Origin of the sequence: Oxalobacter formigenes, assembly GCF_002127965.1 — a bacterium.
Taxonomy (GTDB): Bacteria; Pseudomonadota; Gammaproteobacteria; order Burkholderiales; family Burkholderiaceae_D; genus Oxalobacter; species Oxalobacter formigenes.
This window is the reverse complement of the sequence record NZ_CP018787.1, coordinates 2,069,482-2,086,386: the sequence shown is the minus strand read 5'-3', so window position 1 is coordinate 2,086,386 and position 16,905 is coordinate 2,069,482. Positions and strand designations below refer to the sequence as shown.

Annotated in this window: 26 protein-coding genes; 24 read left to right on the top strand and 2 right to left on the bottom strand. The window is 46.7% G+C overall.

Going from position 1 to position 16,905, the window contains the following annotated elements:
• Positions 1 to 26: 26 nt before the first annotated feature.
• The 12 genes from BRW83_RS09850 to BRW83_RS09795 all read left to right on the top strand — a co-directional run bounded on the left by BRW83_RS09850 (position 27) and on the right by BRW83_RS09795 (position 6,978).
• Positions 27 to 263: a hypothetical protein gene (locus BRW83_RS09850; RefSeq protein WP_005879670.1), complete on the top strand. Its 237-nt coding sequence runs from the start codon at positions 27 to 29 to the stop codon at positions 261 to 263.
• The gene (locus tag BRW83_RS09845; RefSeq protein WP_005879672.1) at positions 263 to 604 is read left to right on the top strand and encodes a head-tail connector protein; all 342 of its coding nucleotides are present in this window, start codon (positions 263 to 265) and stop codon (positions 602 to 604) included. Before BRW83_RS09850 ends, BRW83_RS09845 begins: the two co-directional genes overlap by 1 nt.
• Before the next feature lies 1 nt (position 605).
• Entirely contained in the window at positions 606 to 926 is a 321-nt protein-coding gene (locus BRW83_RS09840) for a phage head closure protein (RefSeq protein ID WP_005879674.1), read from the top strand.
• Positions 919 to 1,260 (top strand): HK97-gp10 family putative phage morphogenesis protein, encoded by a 342-nt coding sequence (locus BRW83_RS09835; protein WP_050757686.1) that lies wholly within the window; start codon positions 919 to 921, stop codon positions 1,258 to 1,260. Before BRW83_RS09840 ends, BRW83_RS09835 begins: the two co-directional genes overlap by 8 nt.
• Positions 1,250 to 1,597: a DUF3168 domain-containing protein gene (locus BRW83_RS09830; protein ID WP_005879676.1), complete on the top strand. Its 348-nt coding sequence runs from the start codon at positions 1,250 to 1,252 to the stop codon at positions 1,595 to 1,597. Before BRW83_RS09835 ends, BRW83_RS09830 begins: the two co-directional genes overlap by 11 nt.
• Entirely contained in the window at positions 1,590 to 1,949 is a 360-nt protein-coding gene (locus tag BRW83_RS09825; RefSeq protein WP_005879679.1) for a hypothetical protein, read from the top strand. Before BRW83_RS09830 ends, BRW83_RS09825 begins: the two co-directional genes overlap by 8 nt.
• Positions 1,950 to 2,014: 65 nt before the next feature.
• The gene (locus tag BRW83_RS09820; RefSeq protein ID WP_005879681.1) at positions 2,015 to 2,293 is read left to right on the top strand and encodes a phage tail assembly protein T; all 279 of its coding nucleotides are present in this window, start codon (positions 2,015 to 2,017) and stop codon (positions 2,291 to 2,293) included.
• A 34-nt stretch (positions 2,294 to 2,327) separates the two neighbouring features.
• Positions 2,328 to 2,966: a phage tail tube protein gene (locus BRW83_RS09815; RefSeq protein ID WP_005879683.1), complete on the top strand. Its 639-nt coding sequence runs from the start codon at positions 2,328 to 2,330 to the stop codon at positions 2,964 to 2,966.
• An 8-nt stretch (positions 2,967 to 2,974) separates the two neighbouring features.
• Complete coding sequence (locus BRW83_RS09810; protein WP_005879684.1) at positions 2,975 to 5,683, top strand: phage tail tape measure C-terminal domain-containing protein; 2,709 nt, start codon at positions 2,975 to 2,977, stop codon at positions 5,681 to 5,683.
• Positions 5,683 to 6,078, top strand: coding sequence for a hypothetical protein (locus BRW83_RS09805; protein ID WP_005879685.1), 396 nt, complete (start codon positions 5,683 to 5,685; stop codon positions 6,076 to 6,078). The genes BRW83_RS09810 and BRW83_RS09805 overlap by 1 nt, the downstream gene beginning before the upstream one ends.
• The gene (locus tag BRW83_RS09800) at positions 6,071 to 6,595 is read left to right on the top strand and encodes a DUF1833 family protein (RefSeq protein WP_036602556.1); all 525 of its coding nucleotides are present in this window, start codon (positions 6,071 to 6,073) and stop codon (positions 6,593 to 6,595) included. Before BRW83_RS09805 ends, BRW83_RS09800 begins: the two co-directional genes overlap by 8 nt.
• Complete coding sequence (locus tag BRW83_RS09795; RefSeq protein WP_005879687.1) at positions 6,592 to 6,978, top strand: NlpC/P60 family protein; 387 nt, start codon at positions 6,592 to 6,594, stop codon at positions 6,976 to 6,978. The genes BRW83_RS09800 and BRW83_RS09795 overlap by 4 nt, the downstream gene beginning before the upstream one ends.
• Here the strand turns inward: BRW83_RS09795 and BRW83_RS09790 are convergent.
• Positions 6,952 to 7,440 (bottom strand): membrane lipoprotein lipid attachment site-containing protein, encoded by a 489-nt coding sequence (locus BRW83_RS09790; protein WP_036602557.1) that lies wholly within the window; start codon positions 7,438 to 7,440, stop codon positions 6,952 to 6,954. The two genes, BRW83_RS09795 and BRW83_RS09790, sit on opposite strands and share 27 nt — an antisense overlap.
• Before the next feature lie 80 nt (positions 7,441 to 7,520).
• Here BRW83_RS09790 and BRW83_RS09785 point away from each other — a divergent pair, with 80 nt between their 5' ends.
• The 12 genes from BRW83_RS09785 (at position 7,521) to BRW83_RS09735 (ending at position 16,242) form a co-directional block, all read left to right on the top strand.
• Positions 7,521 to 10,136: a host specificity factor TipJ family phage tail protein gene (locus tag BRW83_RS09785; protein WP_005879688.1), complete on the top strand. Its 2,616-nt coding sequence runs from the start codon at positions 7,521 to 7,523 to the stop codon at positions 10,134 to 10,136.
• Between the two features lie 11 nt (positions 10,137 to 10,147).
• Positions 10,148 to 10,699, top strand: coding sequence for a hypothetical protein (locus BRW83_RS09780; RefSeq protein ID WP_145814919.1), 552 nt, complete (start codon positions 10,148 to 10,150; stop codon positions 10,697 to 10,699).
• A gap of 10 nt (positions 10,700 to 10,709) precedes the next feature.
• A complete protein-coding gene (locus tag BRW83_RS09775; RefSeq protein WP_005879690.1) occupies positions 10,710 to 11,447 on the top strand; it encodes a DUF4376 domain-containing protein in 738 nt (245 codons plus the stop codon).
• A complete protein-coding gene (locus BRW83_RS09770) occupies positions 11,431 to 11,676 on the top strand; it encodes a hypothetical protein (protein ID WP_036602558.1) in 246 nt (81 codons plus the stop codon). Before BRW83_RS09775 ends, BRW83_RS09770 begins: the two co-directional genes overlap by 17 nt.
• Positions 11,673 to 11,930, top strand: a complete 258-nt coding sequence (locus tag BRW83_RS11915) for a hypothetical protein (protein ID WP_050757687.1) — start codon at positions 11,673 to 11,675, stop codon at positions 11,928 to 11,930. Before BRW83_RS09770 ends, BRW83_RS11915 begins: the two co-directional genes overlap by 4 nt.
• 2 nt (positions 11,931 to 11,932) lie before the next feature.
• Positions 11,933 to 12,397, top strand: coding sequence for a lysozyme (locus BRW83_RS09765; protein ID WP_036602561.1), 465 nt, complete (start codon positions 11,933 to 11,935; stop codon positions 12,395 to 12,397).
• A 101-nt stretch (positions 12,398 to 12,498) separates the two neighbouring features.
• On the top strand, positions 12,499 to 12,873 hold the full coding sequence (locus BRW83_RS09760) for a lysis system i-spanin subunit Rz (protein ID WP_232455509.1): 375 nt from the start codon (positions 12,499 to 12,501) through the stop codon (positions 12,871 to 12,873).
• Positions 12,874 to 12,993: 120 nt separating this feature from the next.
• Positions 12,994 to 13,824, top strand: a complete 831-nt coding sequence (locus tag BRW83_RS09755) for a BRO family protein (RefSeq protein WP_050757765.1) — start codon at positions 12,994 to 12,996, stop codon at positions 13,822 to 13,824.
• Positions 13,825 to 14,868: 1,044 nt separating this feature from the next.
• Positions 14,869 to 15,072, top strand: a complete 204-nt coding sequence (locus BRW83_RS09750) for a cold-shock protein (protein ID WP_036602565.1) — start codon at positions 14,869 to 14,871, stop codon at positions 15,070 to 15,072.
• A gap of 57 nt (positions 15,073 to 15,129) precedes the next feature.
• Entirely contained in the window at positions 15,130 to 15,315 is a 186-nt protein-coding gene (locus tag BRW83_RS09745; protein ID WP_036602567.1) for a hypothetical protein, read from the top strand.
• A 332-nt stretch (positions 15,316 to 15,647) separates the two neighbouring features.
• Positions 15,648 to 15,965, top strand: coding sequence for a type II toxin-antitoxin system RelE/ParE family toxin (locus BRW83_RS09740; protein WP_005879696.1), 318 nt, complete (start codon positions 15,648 to 15,650; stop codon positions 15,963 to 15,965).
• Positions 15,958 to 16,242, top strand: coding sequence for a helix-turn-helix domain-containing protein (locus tag BRW83_RS09735; RefSeq protein ID WP_005879697.1), 285 nt, complete (start codon positions 15,958 to 15,960; stop codon positions 16,240 to 16,242). The genes BRW83_RS09740 and BRW83_RS09735 overlap by 8 nt, the downstream gene beginning before the upstream one ends.
• Positions 16,243 to 16,499: 257 nt before the next feature.
• Here BRW83_RS09735 and BRW83_RS09730 read toward each other — a convergent pair whose 3' ends face one another.
• Positions 16,500 to 16,736 carry a hypothetical protein gene (locus BRW83_RS09730; protein ID WP_005879698.1) on the bottom strand — a complete coding sequence of 79 codons (237 nt, stop codon included), beginning with the start codon at positions 16,734 to 16,736 and terminating at the stop codon, positions 16,500 to 16,502.
• Between the last annotated feature and the right edge of the window lie 169 nt (positions 16,737 to 16,905).

Genomic DNA, 16,905 nt, shown 5'->3' with positions numbered 1-16,905 from the left:
CCCCTGCTTTTTTTATAGGTGAAAACATGGCGAAATTTATAAAAGCGTTTCGGGGCGTGAAGACAGGTGACATCTATCCAACCGTCTTTGCAAAAGACGAAGAATGCCCGCCAGAACTGGAACAGGCAGCGGCTGAATTAGGGGCGCTTGAGGCATCAGGCAGCGCAGAAAACCCGGCAGAAACCCCGCCAGAACTGGAACAGGCAGCGGCTGAATCAAAAGCGCCTGCAACGTCTGGCAAGAAGAAAAACGAGGGTAAATAATGGCTTTCGTCAGTTTGTCCCAGGCGATGGCGCACTGTCGCGCAGAATCCTTCGATTCGGAAATGATGGCGTTATATCTCTCTGCCGCGAAACAGACTGTGACCGATTATATGAACCGGACTGTTTACGATGATCAGGCCATGCTTGATGAGGCGGTGGCAACTGGCACCGCCGGAAATAATCCGATGATTGTAAACGATGCCATCAACGCGGCCATTTTGCTCATCACAGGCCATCTGTATACGAACAGGGAAGATGTCATTGTGGGTGTGTCCGCCTGCGAGTTACCGAATGGTGCGAAGTCCATTTTGAATCATTACCGTATTAATCCCGGGGTGTGACATGAGAGCAGGGGAACTGAACCGGCGAGTCATCATTGAAAAGATGGTTGAGGTGAAAGATGAATTTGGTGCCTCTTTGCAATGGATTGAATACTGCACGGTATGGGCCTCTGTATCAGACATGACTGGGCGGGAGTTTATTGCAGCGCAGAGCATTAAAAACGAAGTCACTACTCGAATCATCATCAGGAAGAGATCGGATATCAATATAAAAATTCGGATTAAATTCGAAGGAGAAACTTATGACGTGATAGCAATCTTGAACGCCGACAAAAACACGATGATGACGCTCATGTGCAAAAAAGGGGTGAGTGATGGATAAAGACCTTGTCCGACTTAATCGGGAAATCGACAAACTGAAGAAAAAGGTGCGTGAAAGCATTTCTGCTGGTGTGTCTCTGTCTGCTGATGCGGTTAAAAAAGAAATAAGAAACAGGGCGCCATCAGATACTGGCGAATTGCGAGACAGCATCAAAACGGCAAAAAACGGGACAGTCGTATCTGTTTATTCGGATAGTGATCACGCTGGCTTTGTCGAGTTTGGGACAAGCAAGATGGCGGCGAAGCCTTTTTTCAGGCCAGCAATAGACACATCCAAAAGTGCAGTTTTTTCTACTATGAAAAAAACAATACAGGACGCTATTCATGACAATTGAAATGAAAATCGTGTCAGTGATACGCGCTGCATTGGATGGAATTGATATCTATGACAGCGTCGGGGTAGGCGAAGGTGTCCCGTACATTGTTTATACACAAATTTCCGGAGCGCGTGATACGTGTTTGATGGGAGATCAGGGCGTCTCAAAAAAACGCTTTCAGATCGACGTTTATGCGAGAACGCCAAAAGAAAGGAACGAATTACAGAAAACGGTCAGGAATGCTTTATTTGAAAGCGATATGACCGTTATTTTTTTGAGTGATGGCACGGCCTACGAACCGGAAACAAAACTTTACCGGCATCGTCAGGATTTTTCAATTTGGAGCAATGAATAAAGGAAATTTTATGTTTAATAAAGAAGCGCTTTTTGAAATGTATCGCCCGAAGACTGAAGAGATCGATATCGACGGTTTTAATGGCTTATTTGTAAAACAACTTTCTGAACGTGAGATTTCGCAGATCAGAAAGGATTCAGGGTTATCGTCTGAAAAAAAGGAAGGTGATCAAAGCAATGACCTGTTCGGCACAAAAATGATCGTTACGTCGATTGTCGATAGCGATGGAAGCCGTGTTTTTTGTGATGGCGATATTGACCGGATGAGAGACTGTGCAAATACGTTAATTCACAATCTGACACAGCGTGTTTTGAAACTGAATGGATTTATTAACGACGAAAAAAACATTTAAGGGCAAACCCTGAACGCAGGTTTTTATTTCGACTTGCGCTGGCCCTTGGTAAAACAATCGGGGAAGTGGAGCATATCCCACATGCTGAAATCCTGGAATGGCAAGAATTTTTCATGCTTGAGCCATTCGGTGAATTTGCAGAGGATTTGCGACACGGACAGGCGTTAGCAACGCTTGCAAATATCAATCGTGATGTAAAAAAAGTCAGAAAGCCGTATAAACCAGAGGATTTCACACTTTGGGTCGGCCGTAAAAATGAGGAAAAGTTGGACGCTGACCAAATCACGGAAAAGCTGATTGCACAGCAATTTAAAGGTCTCAAAGTAGTACGAGCAGATAAATAAGCCGCCTTAGGGCGGTATTTTTTTGGAGAAAAATATGACTCAAAGTTCGGCAATATCCGCCCAAGGCACAGATTTACAAATTGAAACCGGTTCCGGAACAACGATAGCTGTAACAGGTATCGTTGTCGGAAACCCGACGATTCTCACAGCTGCAGGTGTAAAAAATGGAACGGTCGTTACTCTATCCGGATTTACGGGGGCAAATGCCAGCGAAATAAATAACCAGAGTTTTGTCGCAACCAATGCTACAGCCGGAACCTTTGCGATTCAGGTCAATACAACCGGAAAGGATATTGAAGGTTTGGCAGCAAGTGCCTTGCAAAAAGCCTATACATCCGTTGCAAACGTAAAAAATTGGTCTGGTTTTGACGGTCAGGCAGCGGAAGTCGATGTAACGCATTTGCGTTCTAAAGCACGTGAAATCAGATTGGGACTTCAAGATTTTGGATCGATATCTTTTGATATCAACCCGGATTATGAAGATGCTGGACAGAACGCCATGAGAGCCTCAAAAGCGGCAGCAAGCCGGTTGAATTACAAACTGACTTATCCAAATGGAAAGGTTGCATCTTTTGGCGCATACGTTCGTGCGATGCCTGAATCCGGTGCAGTTGACGAAGTTATTGGCGGTTCGGCGGAGCTGCGAATTGATGGTGAAGTTATTGTAGCGTGAGGTAAAAAATGTCACTCGGCACTTTATCAACAACAGTCAGTGCGAATTACCGGCCATTTTCCGATGCGATGGATGCGGTTAAAGATGCGGCTTCTTCTGGCTGGTCGGCAGCTGTTGTGTCAATAGACAAGTTTCGGAATGGGACAGATAAGGCCGCCAACGATGTAAAAAAGGCAACTGCGTCGATGAAAAACGAAATCGATGCGGTTGCTGATGGCGCTAAAAATGCAGCTGATAAATCAGAGACTGCATTTGATGCAATTAGTAATGCAGCGCAAAAACTCGGAGAGTCAATCTTTGCCGGAATCGGTACGGAAATGACAAAATCAATAAAGGAGGGGATAAGCTCTGCCAACAAGGCAATGGAGGATGATAGCCAGCGGATGGATGGATGGGCGACAGCAAAAGCAGTTGCCATTGGCGTGCTTATCGGTGCTGTCCTGTCAGCTATCGGACTTGGCGCGATATGGGCGATTATAAAAGTGATCGGCTATGCCATTGATGCGATAAAGGCTGGATTTCAATTTGTCGCTGGTCTATTTACGGGTGAGAGCTACAAATCGGAAAGCATAGATGACGTTATCAAGTCCGTTGATGCATTGAACAAGTTGCAAACTGCAATGCATATGACAGCGAACGAAGCATCTGGAACGGCAGCTGCACTGTCTGCGATGGGTATTGGTATGGACGGCTACACAACTGTCTATACGAAAGCCGAAGCCGCGATGAATAGCAACGTCAAAGAATTGGACAGACTCGGTGTAGCGCATGGCTCTGTTGAAGAGCTGATCGCCAGTGCATCTGAGGTTCTGGAAGAATATACGGACGGATGGAACAGAAATCAGGCGGCCACAGCAATCGGTATTGGCTCCTTGTCTGAAATCAATCAGTATTTGAGTGTAACAGAGGAAGAGCTTGGAAAAGCAAGCGACAGGCTGAACGAATACAATCTCGGCATCGGAGGAGAGACACAAGAGGCCGTCACCGCTTATCAGGATGCCATGCGCACCTTCAAAAATGAAGCAAAAATGACGGCCGACGGTTTTAGCCGGGCATGGGCAGATCAGGTAATGCCTGTGTTAACTGAGTTTGCTGAAATATTCCAGAACGGCTGGCCGAAGATTGTTTCTATATTTCGGTACTCTATCGCTACCATTAATACGATATTGCAGACCTTTGCGACTGCAATTTATGGCGTTTACAAACTCGTAACCGGAATTTTTGGGGCTATCTTTGATCTCTTGTCAGGCTTGGCTCACGGCGGAACACTGTTGGAATCAGGTGATTGGACGGGAGCAGCAAAAGCGGTGTCGGAAGGATGGGATAAGGCAGGCAACCGAATAATAAATAACCTTGATGAAGTTGGTGAGCGAGCTGACAAGGTCGGAAAGCGTATAAAAATGGCTTTTGCGGCTGACGGACGGCAGGCGCAGGCAGCACGTGATCCTCTTGAAAAAGGAAAATCATGGGTGGCGGCTCCAAAAGAGAAGAAAGCGATTGATACAGACCCGTTTGACAAGGCATGGGATCAAATGGGGCGCGACACGGCAGGGCTTGAATATGGCATTGCCAATTTTGAAAAATTTGAAGGAAAAATCAAGTCGTCAAAAGAGGCAATGGCTGAATTCGATGTGACCTTTGGACGGTTCTCTGACGCACAAAGAGCATCAGAGAAGCGAAGCGCATTAACGGGTACACAAAAACAGAATTACATTGATGCCGCAAAAAATCTGGATGAGCTGATCGAGAAAGAGCGTCAGCTGAATGTTGTCCTGAAATTCAGAAAAGACATAAAAGAGTTTGAGTATCGCCGGAATAACGAAACCGAAAGTCGGCAATTTGAAATAGACCTGATCGGTAAAAGCACGATTGAAATTCAAAAACTGACTGAAGCAAGAAGGGTTGATCTTGAAACACAGGAAGCCATCAAGCGAACAACTCTTGAGATCGGCGAAAAAAACGTTGATGTTCTTTCTGCAGAAATCGAAAAAATAAAACAGATCGGCGAAGCATCGAAACAGGCCAATCTGGAATTGATCCAGAAAAAATATGACGTGAATAACGATCCATGGGTCAACCTCGGAAAATCCATGCAGGATTATCGGGAAAAAGCAGAAGAGACAGGAAAATCTATCGGTGACACGCTGACAAACACTTTCAGGGAAATGGAAAACGTCTGGGTGAAATTCGTCACTACGGGAAAACTGTCTTTTAGTGATCTGGCCAACTCGATTATTGCTGATCTTGCAAGGATTCAGGCAAAGAAAATGATTTCCAGTCTAGCCGACGGGTTAACGTCTGTTCTCGGAAAAACACTTGGTGGTGTTTTTGAATACAAATTTGGGGATGGACCCGGTTCTGAATATGCCTATAACGAAATATTCGGTGATAAACCATATGTGGGCAAAAAAGCACTTGGTGGCCCCGTATCAGGCGGCCAGACCTATCTTGTCGGCGAACGTGGCCCGGAGCTGTTTACGCCGCCATCATCTGGCACGATTATTCCGAACAATATGCTGGGCGGAGGGGGAAGCATGAGCATCCAGATCAATCATAAAAACGAGGGGACAAGGCAGGAAATAACGTCTTCAAGTGCTGACTTCGACGGAAACGCGATGATCGTTAATATTGTCACCAAAGACATCGAGAACGACGGATCTGTATCCAAAGCCATCATGCGTAACTTTGGCGCGAGCCGTGCAGCGGGGGCGTACTGATGGCTAACATACCCAAGATGATTCCGGCATGTGCCGTGGATGGGTACAAGATCAGTCCGCAAAACGCGACAGTCCGGACAGAGATGGAGACCGGGCCAGCACGGCAGCGCCGGTTAAGCGCCAGTATGCCGACGCAACTATCTGTTAAATGGATTATGCAACGCCTTGAATTCAAGGTATTTGAAGCGTGGTTCAAACATACGATATTCGATGGGACAGCGTGGTTTGTAATGGAGGTTGATAACGGTATGGGAATGACGGAAACCGATTGCCGGTTTGTAGGTCCTTATACCGTTGAGCTGGCCGCAAAAGGGATTTATAACGTGTCTGCCACGCTTGAAGTACGCGACATGTCGGTAATGACGTCTGAAGAACTGGAGGAATATCTTGACTGATACCACACTGAAAGAAGCGATCAAAGAGGCCTATGCCAGTGCTCCGGATGATGAGATTATCGTTTACACGATAGAAATGCGTCATCCGGCCTTCACGCAGCCGCTTCGTGTCGTCCGTGACCACAAGTCGTTTACTGGAACGCTGGAAGCGTCAGCTCCTGAAAACGCTGGTGAAGCCGTTGAATTCCTGCCGTATGCATTCGATCTGGAATTACCTGAAATCGCAGAAAGCGGAAAGCCCGAAATCGTGCTGACGATCGATAACGTCAGTCGTGAAATTGTGACCAGCATTGAAGCAGCGGTCAGAACGCCTTACCTGATCGAGATTACATACCGGATTTACCTGATGTCTGACCCGTCCGGCCCACAAAACGATCCGCCCATGACAATGGTGATCAACACGGTTGAGACAGACGTTTTCCGTGTCACAGCACGTGCCGGATTCGCTGACTTGTCGAAAACGGCTTATCCAAGAAAAACCTACACACTGGACCAGTTTCCGTCCTTATCGTCATGACACCAGCACAAATTACAGAATATATCGGGATGCCGTGGGTATCCGGAGAATGGGACTGCTGGGCGTTTTTCCGGCATTGTCAGGCAACGTATTACGGTCGAGACGTTCCGGCGGTCGATGTTGACGCGCTTGATCTTCGGCAAGTCATCACGACGATGGAAACGCATGATGAACGGTCAAACTGGTTTGAAGTAACGGACCCGAAGGACGGCGATGCTGTCTTAATGCAGCGAAACCGGTACCCATCGCACATTGGCATGTGGGTAAATGTTGACGGCGGGAAGGTATTGCACTGTGCGCAAGGAATGGGCGTTGTATGCCAGACGCGGCAGGCGCTGGCATTGGACGGATGGGGATTAATGACGTTCTGGCACCACCGGTGATTTTTTAATGAGGGAGTTTATGTAATTTAAAACTTCAATATTCATATCTCCGTTTCTTTTGATATGAGATGTATAAGAGAAAAGATCGAAATTATTGTTTTTAGATTGTATTGCGAGTTGGCGGTTTAACCCAAACGTCGTGATTTTTACATTCTGAATATCAGTAATGGGTAGTTTCTTTACAATATTGTATGCATTTGAATCAGAATCCCATTCGAGAAAATATAGTGTTTTGTCTGTTATAACCATGTTTCCCTCAATTGGGGTGGGGATAGGAAAAACGGTTGGGATAGTTGATCTATTAGGGTGCCAAATAGCATGATCATTAAACTTGATGGTTTCAGAACTTTTGTCAATCACGGCTGATACCGCCTTTTCATAGTCGGCATCATATTGCGGGCGATATGTTGTGCATCCTGAAAGAATTAGAGATAGAAAAATAACGACAATCAGTTTTTTCATGATCAAAGCCTTTTAATTGTTTTATTTCAATATTAACACGCAATAACCGCCTTTTAAGGCGGTTTTTTTATGGGAAAAACATGTCAATAATCGCTGTACATCACAATCCGTGGAACCCCGGTAAAGACGTGCAAAGAATCAAGGCAGTCAATGGAAGCCGAATCTGTGATTTGGCACCTGTGATTTCAAAACCGTATATTTGTCTGGTCAACGGCGAAGTCATTCTTCGCAAATACTGGACACGCGAAATCGCAGAAACCGATATCGTCCAGTTCCTTGTCTTGCCGCAAGGCGGAGGTGGTTCCAACCCTTTGCGCATGATTCTGATGTTAGCCGTGATGGTATTTGCGCCATATGTTGGAGGGGTTATTGGTTCTGCCCTAGAATTCGGGAAGCTTGCGACCACTTTCGTAACAGCCGCCATCGGTATTGTTGGCGCCGCACTGGTCAACGTCCTGATCCCGGCTAAAACATCGTCGGGTTCGATTGCATCCACGGAATCCGCCAGTCCGACCTATTCTGTCTCGTCACAAGGCAACAGTGCCCGGATCGGTGAGCCAATTCCAGTGCAGTACGGCCGTCATATTTCGTGGCCGGATTTCGCGGCTTCGCCGTATGTTGAATATAGCGGAAACGAACAATATCTGTATCAGCTTTTCTGCATCGGGCAGGGTGAATACGACATCGAGACAATCCGCATCGAAGATACGGATATTAACCAGTTTGCCGAAGTCAGCACGGAAGTTATCCCACCGGGCGCGAAATTGACGCTTTTCCCGGCGAATGTCGAAACGTCCGGAGAAGTGTCCGGACAGGAAATGTTAACGGGTACGCCACTTGGTGCGTTTGTCGCCAACGAAGCGGATACCACAGCCAATATGCTGGCATTCGATGTTGTCTGTACACGAGGTTTGTACTGGGCGAATGATAGCGGCACGTTGAGTGAAATGAGCGTGTCATTTCGTTGTGAAGCCCGTCTGATCGATGATTACGGTACCGCTTTAAGTGACTGGACGGTATTGGGTTCGGAAGTCATCAAGGCAGCGACATCAACCCCACAGCGCCGGAGTTACCGATACACCGTTTCCCCGGGCCGTTATGAAGCGAGAATTACCCGTACAGACACGAAAAACACGAATAGCAGGGCCGGTCATGAAATATGCTGGGCATCGCTTCGGGCGTATCTTGAAGATGCCGGAACGGTCTATCCGGGTATGACGCTTCTGGCTGTCCGGATCCGTGCGACGAATAATATCAGTCAGCAGGCCAGCCGGAAAATCAATGTTATTGCTACTCGCAAATTACCAGTCTGGAATCCTGAAACAGGATGGTCGGCTCCTGTGGCCACCCGATCGATCGCATGGGCATTTGCTGATGCCTGCAAAGCCGAATACAGCGCGAAACTGAACGATGGGCGAATTGATCTGCCAGCGTTATATGAGCTGGACAGGATATGGACAGGACGGGGAGATTACATTGATATCCGTTTCGATACCAAAACGACGGTATGGGAAGCATTAACAACGATAGCACGGGCAGGGCGCGCCAAACCGTTCAGACAGGGCGGCATGGTTCGCATTATTCGTGACCAGCCGCAAAGCGTTCCATCCGGCATGTTTACGATGCGCAATATCGTGAAGGGGTCATTCAAGGTTCAGTACCTGATGCCGACAGAAGAGACCGCCGACGCGGTGGATATCGAATATTTCGATGCACGAATCTGGAAATGGAAAACGGTGAAAGCAAAGATGCCGGATTCCATCGCTGAAAAACCCGTTACGGTGAAATTGCTGGGTGTCACAAACCGGGATCAGGCGTGGCGTGAAGGCATGTACATGGCTGCATGTAACCGGTTCCGGCGTCGCGTGATTACCCTGTCCACTGAAATGGAAGGGTTTATCCCGACGATGGGAGATCTGTGCATCGTTGCACACGATATGCCGCAATGGGGGCAGTCTGCCAGCGTGATGGCATATGACCCAGAAACGCGAGTTCTGACGCTCACAGAGCCTTTGACGTGGAAAGCAGGCGAAACCCATTACATCGCACTTCGCAGGCCGAACGGGTCAGTCTTTGGTCCAGCAGCCGTCACACAAGGCGAAGCAGAAAACCAGTGCGTCATCGCCGAAGGTTCGGAACCAGACTTCACGATCAGAACCGGTGACACAAGCGAGCCGACACATACGGCATTCGGATGGGGCGAGACATGGCGACAACCGGCTCGGGCCTTGTCATTAAAGCCGAGAGGGGTCAACAAGGTTGAGATTGAACTTGTTGGTGAAGACGACGCGGTGCATCTGGCTGATACTGGAAACATTCCGCCGGAAACGACGCATACCCAGTTGCCGATAACACAAATGCGGCCAATTCTGACCGGACTGATCGTCAGATCGATGCCTAACGCATCGGAGCGAGCCGTTTTGTCGTGGGAGCCGTCGCCCTGGGCGGAGTATTACTACATTGAACAGTCGTCAGACATGAAGACATGGACACGATCTGGCGAGAGTTCTGCGCCGAATTTCTCATGTATTGCACTTTATGGAAATGCAACTTATTTCCGGGTATGTGCAGCGGGAATCGCGGTCGGCCCGTGGGCGATGGTCGCTTATTCTTCCGGATCGGATTATATGTGGAATCCGGATGAAAGCAAACTGATGTGGAATGCGGATGAAACAGCATTGATGTGGAAAAACTAAAAAGGGGAAATATGGATAATCAATTACCGGAAATCATTGAATTCACGGGTACGGGAATCACAGAAGGCGATTTCAAGGTCACGCTGAATAAGCTACTGCTTTATCTCAATGAATTGCTCGGGTCGAACGGCCAGAAGCTGAATCTGATCCCATCTGGAATTATCAGCATGTGGTCTGGCGCAGCAAATGCGATACCGTCAGGATGGACATTATGCAATGGCGAAAACGGTACGCCGGACATGAGAGATAAATTCATTGTTGGCGCAGGTGGTAGTTATGCAGTAGGTGAAACCGGCGGGGCAGCCTCTTCGTCAATCAATGGAGTAACCGGGGCAACAACGCTGACGGTTGATCAGATGCCAAGTCACAACCATACCGTTGGCCAAGCCTACGCAGACGCAATAGGACCCAATATTGCTACTACAGACAGTAGCTCTTCCAGTTACTCTCCGTTCGCATCTGTAAAAAATACTGGCGGTTCTCTACCCCACTCACACAGCATATCCGGTTCTGTCCCGACGTTGCCGCCGTTTTATGCATTGGCATTCATTATGAAACTGTAAAGGAAAAAACATGAAAGATCATGTAACAGTCATACCGTCAGACAAGACTATTATCGTCAACGGAATTGGTTTAATTTGTGATTTTAAGACTCATATACCCGGACTGCACGCACTGCAATGGCATGGTGGAAAAGGCAGCCTTGAAATCGTTTCAGACGATGGGAAAATCAGCAATCACGAAATCAGCAGCTATACCAGTGAAGTCAATTCCTACGTTGAAATCTGGCAAGCGAAATACGATGAGATCAATGCGCCTTATGTACCGACATTTGAAGAAGCCAAGGCCGCCAAACTGGCCGAATTGAACACCGCATTTACAACAGCGGCAGAAACAGCCCATTGCACCTCATCTGCCGGTTTCGAGATTAATGCGGACAAGACGGCGGCACGCAATATTTCAAACCTCATCGTGGCGCTGGAAGAAACGGATCGGGAGACGGTTCATTTCTGTGCGTATGACAATACGTTTCATACCGTCAATTTGCCCCAACTGAAAACAATGCGGCTGGAGGTGATCGATCATGCAGAGGCGCTTTATCAAATGAAATGGGGCTTGCGCAACCGGATTTATGCCGCCGAAACGCCGGGAGCGCTGGAGGCGATTGTTATCACGTTTGAACCTGAACCTGACATTACAGGGGGGCAGTCGGCAACGGAGGCATCATGTAACACTGACACACCGGTCACTTTTATCGAACAAAGCAACCAGTCTATTTACGGCGAGGTAAACGATGAGCAGACGGTTTGAACAAATACCGATTGCGTTCGATCAGCTCGTCAATACGCTTTTCGGTGGCTGGGCGGATGAAACGATATCAAGTGCGGCATGGCGCAAGCGCGATGAGGGCAATGGCTGGCGGTTTTTGCGTTGCGTAATTGACTGTATTTTTTTCTGGCAACCTGATCATTGCAAGACGGCTTTTGAGTCGGAACTTTATCGCAAACAGTTGCCTGAAGAATTGAGGAAAAAAATATGATCGAACTTTCAGAACGGGTTGCAAAACTCGAAGCTGATATCAAAGAGATCAAGTCGAATGACGCACGGCAATCTGAACAGATCGAGTCGATCAAAGCGGACACGTCGGAACTCGTAGAAATGTTTCGAGCTGGTGCAGGCACGGCTAAGATGCTCAAGTGGTTCGGAAAGGTCGTGATCTGGATGGGGAGTGTAGCCTCTGGGATTTATGCAATCTGGTTCGCACTGACGAACTGGCCTCACAAAGGTGGCTGATCATGTCAAATAAATTTCGTATGGGCGTCGGCGCACTTGGCATTTCCGCCAGTCTTTTGGTCTCTATCGCTTTGAACGAAGGATATCGGGGTGAGGCCTATAAAGACGCTGTCGGCGTGCCGACTGTCGGTTACGGAGAAACGAAAGGCGTGACCATGAAAAGCAGGACAACGCCCGATCGCGCACTGGTTCAACTGCTGACCAGCGCGAACCGTCACGCTGACGATATACGCCAGTGCATTAAAGTCCCACTGTATCAGCACGAATTTGATGCCTACGTTTCCCTTGCGTACAACATCGGGGCAAAGAATTTTTGTGGTTCGACTTTAGTCAGGAGGCTTAACGCGGGCGACTACACCGGATCGTGCCGTGAGATAAAGCGCTGGAACAAGGCTGGCGGAAAAGTATTGCCGGGGTTGGTCAACCGAAGAGAAAAAGAATACCGCATGTGCATGGGGGAAGTATGAGTTTAAAAAGTTGTCTGATTACAGGAACCCTTGCATTGATTGCGGGATGCCTAGCCGGTTACTGGCTGTGCCATCTGCAATGGGAAGCCAGCGAAAGCCAGATGAATGAATCGCAGGCGCGACAAGAAACAGAACGCCTCGAAAAAGCAATGGAAGAAAACCGGAATCTGAAAGAGACAGTCAGTCAAATGCAGATCCAGACAAAGAAAGAAAATGACAATGAAAAACGAAAATACGATGATCTGCTTGCTCGTATCAATCGCGGTACTGTCCGGGTGTCAGTCCCCGCCAGTGCGTGTGTCGACGTGTCCGAAGCCGGACATTCCGGCACTGATGATCGAGAAACGAGAGCCGAACTTGACCCAGCGACTGCTGAAAGTATTCTCGCTGTCGGACGAGACGGAGACACCGCAATCCGGGATTTGAACCTGTGCATTGATCAGTATAATGCGGTGAAATCTGCTATAACTGATTGAATTAATTCCGTTCGCGGAATTCCGCGGTCGGGAGAGAATAGAAAAAGTAAATTTATTACTACCAAAAACGGGATGAAAAACCTTATACTCAAATAAGTTAATAACTAAGTGGACAATATCATGCAAGAAGATTTTGATATCCAAAAATTTGAAGATTTGTCGCACCAGAACGGAATTCGGTACTGGATTGCACATGAATTCATGCAGAAATTAGGGTATGACTCATGGACTTCGTTCAACAGAGTAGTCAACCGCTCCATCTCCGCATGCGCATCATTGAACGTTCCTGTTATGGAAAATTTCATGGAAATGAAATATAGATTTGACGGGAAAGATGTAAGCACATACAAGCTCACACGATTTGCATGTTTCCTTATAACAATGAATGCTGATTCCAGAAAGCCTGAAGTATTACAAGCGAAAACCGTATTGGCTGGAATTGCAGATGCGCTAGTTGAACAAGCTATTCATCATGACAGCGTGGAACGGATTGAGGTCAGAAATGAATTGAAAGATGGGGAACGATTCCTCAGTGGTGTCGCTATGTCAGCAGGTCTGCAATCCAGAGAGTTCGGCATTTTCAGAGATGCTGGATACAGAGGCTTATACAATATGTCGCTTAACGATTTAATTCGTTACAAAGGGATGACAATCGAAAAAAACAAAACTTTGTATGATTTCATGGGAAAGTCAGAGCTTGCCGCTAATCTTTTCAGAGTCACTCAAACAACGGAGCGCATAAAAAACAATAATGTAAAGGGACTGAAAAATCTAAGTCAGACTGCAAAGAGCGTCGGGACAGAAGTCAGAAATGTTATGCTGCGGTCTGGTGGTTTAGAGCCTGAAAATCTGCCGCTTGAAGAAAATATCAATGATGTAAAAAAACGCATTAAATCAGCCTCAAAAGAAATGAAGAAAATAGATTCACAAAAAAAGAAGCCTTTAAAATGATAGGCGAGAAATGGTCGCAGGAAGATCAGTGTTTCGGAAATTCCGAATAACTGAACACGTAAAAATTGCTTACAGGTTCAGTTGTTAAAGAATACTTAATAAGTGGAGTGTGGAGACCATTTTGCTGATGTCAGTAAAAAGGTCGAGCTATTGAGAAATTCTCAATAACTGAGTTGTACGAAAATATCGTACATCTGCCTCATTTCCGGGCACGTCAAAGCGAACGCAGCAAAGCAACAGGTTACCGATGTTATGCACAATCTTATCAACTGAAAACGGGGATAAAAAATAGGATTGCAGCTTTAATGCAATATGCTTGCGTAAGCAAGTATTCGTGCGGCTTAACGCGGGTTCGAATCCCCCTCTCTCCGCCAGAATATAAAGCCGCAAATCATTGGAAAATGATTTGCGGCTTTTTTATTTCCCGAAAAGGATTTTGAAAAAGATTTGTGCGAAAGTGCTATTCCCACTCGTTCAGGTTCTTTGCCGTTGCAAGAACGATTTGAATTTTCGGATACCGGAATATTTCTGAGTGGCGATAGCGCCAATAGGGAGAATGCAAAAACAGGAAACAGGCTTCAGACTGAAGATGCGGAGTTTCTATTTCAGAAGCCGACAAGGCAGACAGAGGAATTATCCACCTGCATGCTTGTCAGGAGTTCTAAAACCCAAGTGACCAAAGGCCGAGCCTATTTCCTTTTCAGGTCTTGTATTAGCTCACTCCCGAACACAGCAGTTAAATAATAATGAATCTTCTTTAAGCTGACAAGTTTCCGAGGTGCAAGGTGAAGACATGCATCAGAACAAATCAGTCTACAACGATTTCCGCACAGCTAATTGAAAATTGATCCAGAACAGCCAGCCTCAATAAAAAGTCGTCAAACCCGATTTCTGTGTTATGATGACCCTTCAATATTTTCAAGTCCCAGATTCAGTCAGCTTCGTCGCACTGTTTACACAGTATCTTCATCGTCTCATTCAGTCTTCCTTGATTATCTTGCTCCCGGGCAAATGCCCTTCATTTATTTTTTAAGGAATTCCGAAATGGAAACAGGTACTGTCAAGTGGTTCAATAATTCCAAAGGTTTTGGTTTCATCACACCGGACAATAACGGCGCTGATCTTTTTGCTCATTTTTCTGAAATTCAGGCGGGCGGCTTCAAGTCTCTCGAAGAAGGCCAGAAAGTGAAGTTTGAATCGGGCGTTGGCCAAAAGGGGCCGCAGGCGAAAAACATCCAGCCGATGTAAGCCAGCAAAAGCCCCTTGAAAGGGGCTTTTTTAATGTTCACGTGTCAGGAGGTAAAAATGAAAAATTCAAACGAAATGAGCAATGCTGTCTGCGATAACTGCGGCGCACTTATCAATAGCGATTGCAACTCTGTGACCATAGAAATCAATCAGGTTCCACATGAATTCTGTTCAAGTGAATGTGACATTGAACGCCGGGCCAACATTGCGCTCATGAATATGACAGGATGGAATGCTGCGTAATTGCAGGAAAAGACAAATTCATTCAGGCTGTTAATGGAATAGTTCGGGTTGCTGCAAATTCCCCTCATGCCATGAATGCAAAACCACAAATCATTGATGATTTGTGGTTTTTTTATTTCTGAAAGGAACCGGCTTTGCAATGGCTTTTTTTTGGGGCGTCTTTTTTTACAAACCAGCAGTAAATTTTAAAAGCCTGCATCGCTCTATTTGATAAAACAGATTGATAACATACAAGCTGACCGAAGTATTCTGACGCGGTATGATTTTCCGGATACCCAAATTGCCCTCCTGTTAGGGAAATCCTTTTTTGCTATACTACCAAGTAGTATATTATGCTTATGTATACCGTTATTGAAACCGATATTTTCCAGAAACACATCAGTAATATATGGACTGAAGAAGAAAGGCTGGAATTTGTCAGCTGGATCGCGAACAATCCTTTGGCTGGCGATGTAGTACCGCGTGCCGCTGGTGTCCGGAAAGTCCGGTGGAAACGTAGCGGTATGGGAAAAAGCGGCGGTACCCGAGTGATTTATTACAATATGCTTGACGATGGGGAAATCTGGCTACTGATTGCCTATTCAAAGTCCAAATTCGACAATTTGCCGCCTAATGTACTGTTGAAATTGAAGGAGCTTATCAATGGATAAGGAAATGAATGCGTTTTGCGAGGATCTTCTGGAATCTGCCAAACAGATGAAAGAGAAAAAAGCAGCCAGAAAAACGGTTGTTGTCGTTTCCGATATCACCCGGGCGCGGAACAAGGTCAACATGTCCCAACCGGCCTTTGCCAAGTTGATGGGCGTTTCTGTCCGCACATTACAGGCATGGGAACAGGGAAAACGCAATCCGTCCGGTGCAGCCAAAACGCTTCTCCGTGTCGCCGAAACACATCCGGAAATATTGCGGAAACTGGCAAGGCACTGATCAAAGGGGAATGCAGTGGAAATCTGGAATGAGGCTGAGCGGATCGTTTGACATAAAAACGGCATACATGACCGTTTTTTGGGTGCGACAGCGAGAGGGGATCAATCTGGGACATAGACGATCGCGCACCAGCCCACTGCCGCAGATCCAGTTTATCATTAAATGTTAAACAAAAACCGTTTTTCGTCTGCAAACCCGCATAAATACTGGGAATTCGTTGTTCACAAAGCGACGAATTGAGCGGAAAAACGGGTCAATCAGACCGGTTCATCCGGAAATGCCGTGTAGTTCAGAACCCGAATACGTATGTCGTAGCCGTATTTTTTACGCAAATAGTCCAGATCGTCTCCATATTCGATGATCTTTATTTTCTTCTCGCTCCAGACGGCATAACGGTAGATGGGTTCTTCTTTTCCATTGATGAAAACCGAAGGGCTTTCGCCGAAGTCGGCGATGAAAATGGGGTCGGTACTGTCCGTGTCGGCGGTATGCATGGTGTTCGTCCGTTAAAGGTTATGACCTTACGAGGGGTCGGGCGGGCGTTGAATACAGTCCTAACTACGCTGCCTGCTTATTCCCTCCGGAGAGGTATTTTATTCACAGACACCCGCCCGTCACAAACCGACGGACAAACGAACGTTTGCAATCAACTCGCAAACGCAG

What these genes read in the sequence shown, in the direction of transcription:
- BRW83_RS09850 (WP_005879670.1), top strand. Translation starts at nt 27, where the DNA reads ATGGCGAAATTTATAAAAGCGTTTCGGGGCGTGAAGACAGGTGACATC.
- BRW83_RS09845 (WP_005879672.1), top strand. Translation starts at nt 263, where the DNA reads ATGGCTTTCGTCAGTTTGTCCCAGGCGATGGCGCACTGTCGCGCAGAA.
- BRW83_RS09840 (WP_005879674.1), top strand. Translation starts at nt 606, where the DNA reads ATGAGAGCAGGGGAACTGAACCGGCGAGTCATCATTGAAAAGATGGTT.
- BRW83_RS09835 (WP_050757686.1), top strand. Translation starts at nt 919, where the DNA reads ATGGATAAAGACCTTGTCCGACTTAATCGGGAAATCGACAAACTGAAG.
- BRW83_RS09830 (WP_005879676.1), top strand. Translation starts at nt 1,250, where the DNA reads ATGACAATTGAAATGAAAATCGTGTCAGTGATACGCGCTGCATTGGAT.
- BRW83_RS09825 (WP_005879679.1), top strand. Translation starts at nt 1,590, where the DNA reads ATGAATAAAGGAAATTTTATGTTTAATAAAGAAGCGCTTTTTGAAATG.
- BRW83_RS09815 (WP_005879683.1), top strand. Translation starts at nt 2,328, where the DNA reads ATGACTCAAAGTTCGGCAATATCCGCCCAAGGCACAGATTTACAAATT.
- BRW83_RS09810 (WP_005879684.1), top strand. Translation starts at nt 2,975, where the DNA reads ATGTCACTCGGCACTTTATCAACAACAGTCAGTGCGAATTACCGGCCA.
- BRW83_RS09805 (WP_005879685.1), top strand. Translation starts at nt 5,683, where the DNA reads ATGGCTAACATACCCAAGATGATTCCGGCATGTGCCGTGGATGGGTAC.
- BRW83_RS09795 (WP_005879687.1), top strand. Translation starts at nt 6,592, where the DNA reads ATGACACCAGCACAAATTACAGAATATATCGGGATGCCGTGGGTATCC.
- BRW83_RS09790 (WP_036602557.1), bottom strand. Translation starts at nt 7,440, where the DNA reads ATGAAAAAACTGATTGTCGTTATTTTTCTATCTCTAATTCTTTCAGGA.
- BRW83_RS09785 (WP_005879688.1), top strand. Translation starts at nt 7,521, where the DNA reads ATGTCAATAATCGCTGTACATCACAATCCGTGGAACCCCGGTAAAGAC.
- BRW83_RS09780 (WP_145814919.1), top strand. Translation starts at nt 10,148, where the DNA reads ATGGATAATCAATTACCGGAAATCATTGAATTCACGGGTACGGGAATC.
- BRW83_RS09775 (WP_005879690.1), top strand. Translation starts at nt 10,710, where the DNA reads ATGAAAGATCATGTAACAGTCATACCGTCAGACAAGACTATTATCGTC.
- BRW83_RS09770 (WP_036602558.1), top strand. Translation starts at nt 11,431, where the DNA reads ATGAGCAGACGGTTTGAACAAATACCGATTGCGTTCGATCAGCTCGTC.
- BRW83_RS11915 (WP_050757687.1), top strand. Translation starts at nt 11,673, where the DNA reads ATGATCGAACTTTCAGAACGGGTTGCAAAACTCGAAGCTGATATCAAA.
- BRW83_RS09765 (WP_036602561.1), top strand. Translation starts at nt 11,933, where the DNA reads ATGTCAAATAAATTTCGTATGGGCGTCGGCGCACTTGGCATTTCCGCC.
- BRW83_RS09760 (WP_232455509.1), top strand. Translation starts at nt 12,499, where the DNA reads ATGAATGAATCGCAGGCGCGACAAGAAACAGAACGCCTCGAAAAAGCA.
- BRW83_RS09755 (WP_050757765.1), top strand. Translation starts at nt 12,994, where the DNA reads ATGCAAGAAGATTTTGATATCCAAAAATTTGAAGATTTGTCGCACCAG.
- BRW83_RS09750 (WP_036602565.1), top strand. Translation starts at nt 14,869, where the DNA reads ATGGAAACAGGTACTGTCAAGTGGTTCAATAATTCCAAAGGTTTTGGT.
- BRW83_RS09745 (WP_036602567.1), top strand. Translation starts at nt 15,130, where the DNA reads ATGAAAAATTCAAACGAAATGAGCAATGCTGTCTGCGATAACTGCGGC.
- BRW83_RS09740 (WP_005879696.1), top strand. Translation starts at nt 15,648, where the DNA reads ATGCTTATGTATACCGTTATTGAAACCGATATTTTCCAGAAACACATC.
- BRW83_RS09735 (WP_005879697.1), top strand. Translation starts at nt 15,958, where the DNA reads ATGGATAAGGAAATGAATGCGTTTTGCGAGGATCTTCTGGAATCTGCC.
- BRW83_RS09730 (WP_005879698.1), bottom strand. Translation starts at nt 16,736, where the DNA reads ATGCATACCGCCGACACGGACAGTACCGACCCCATTTTCATCGCCGAC.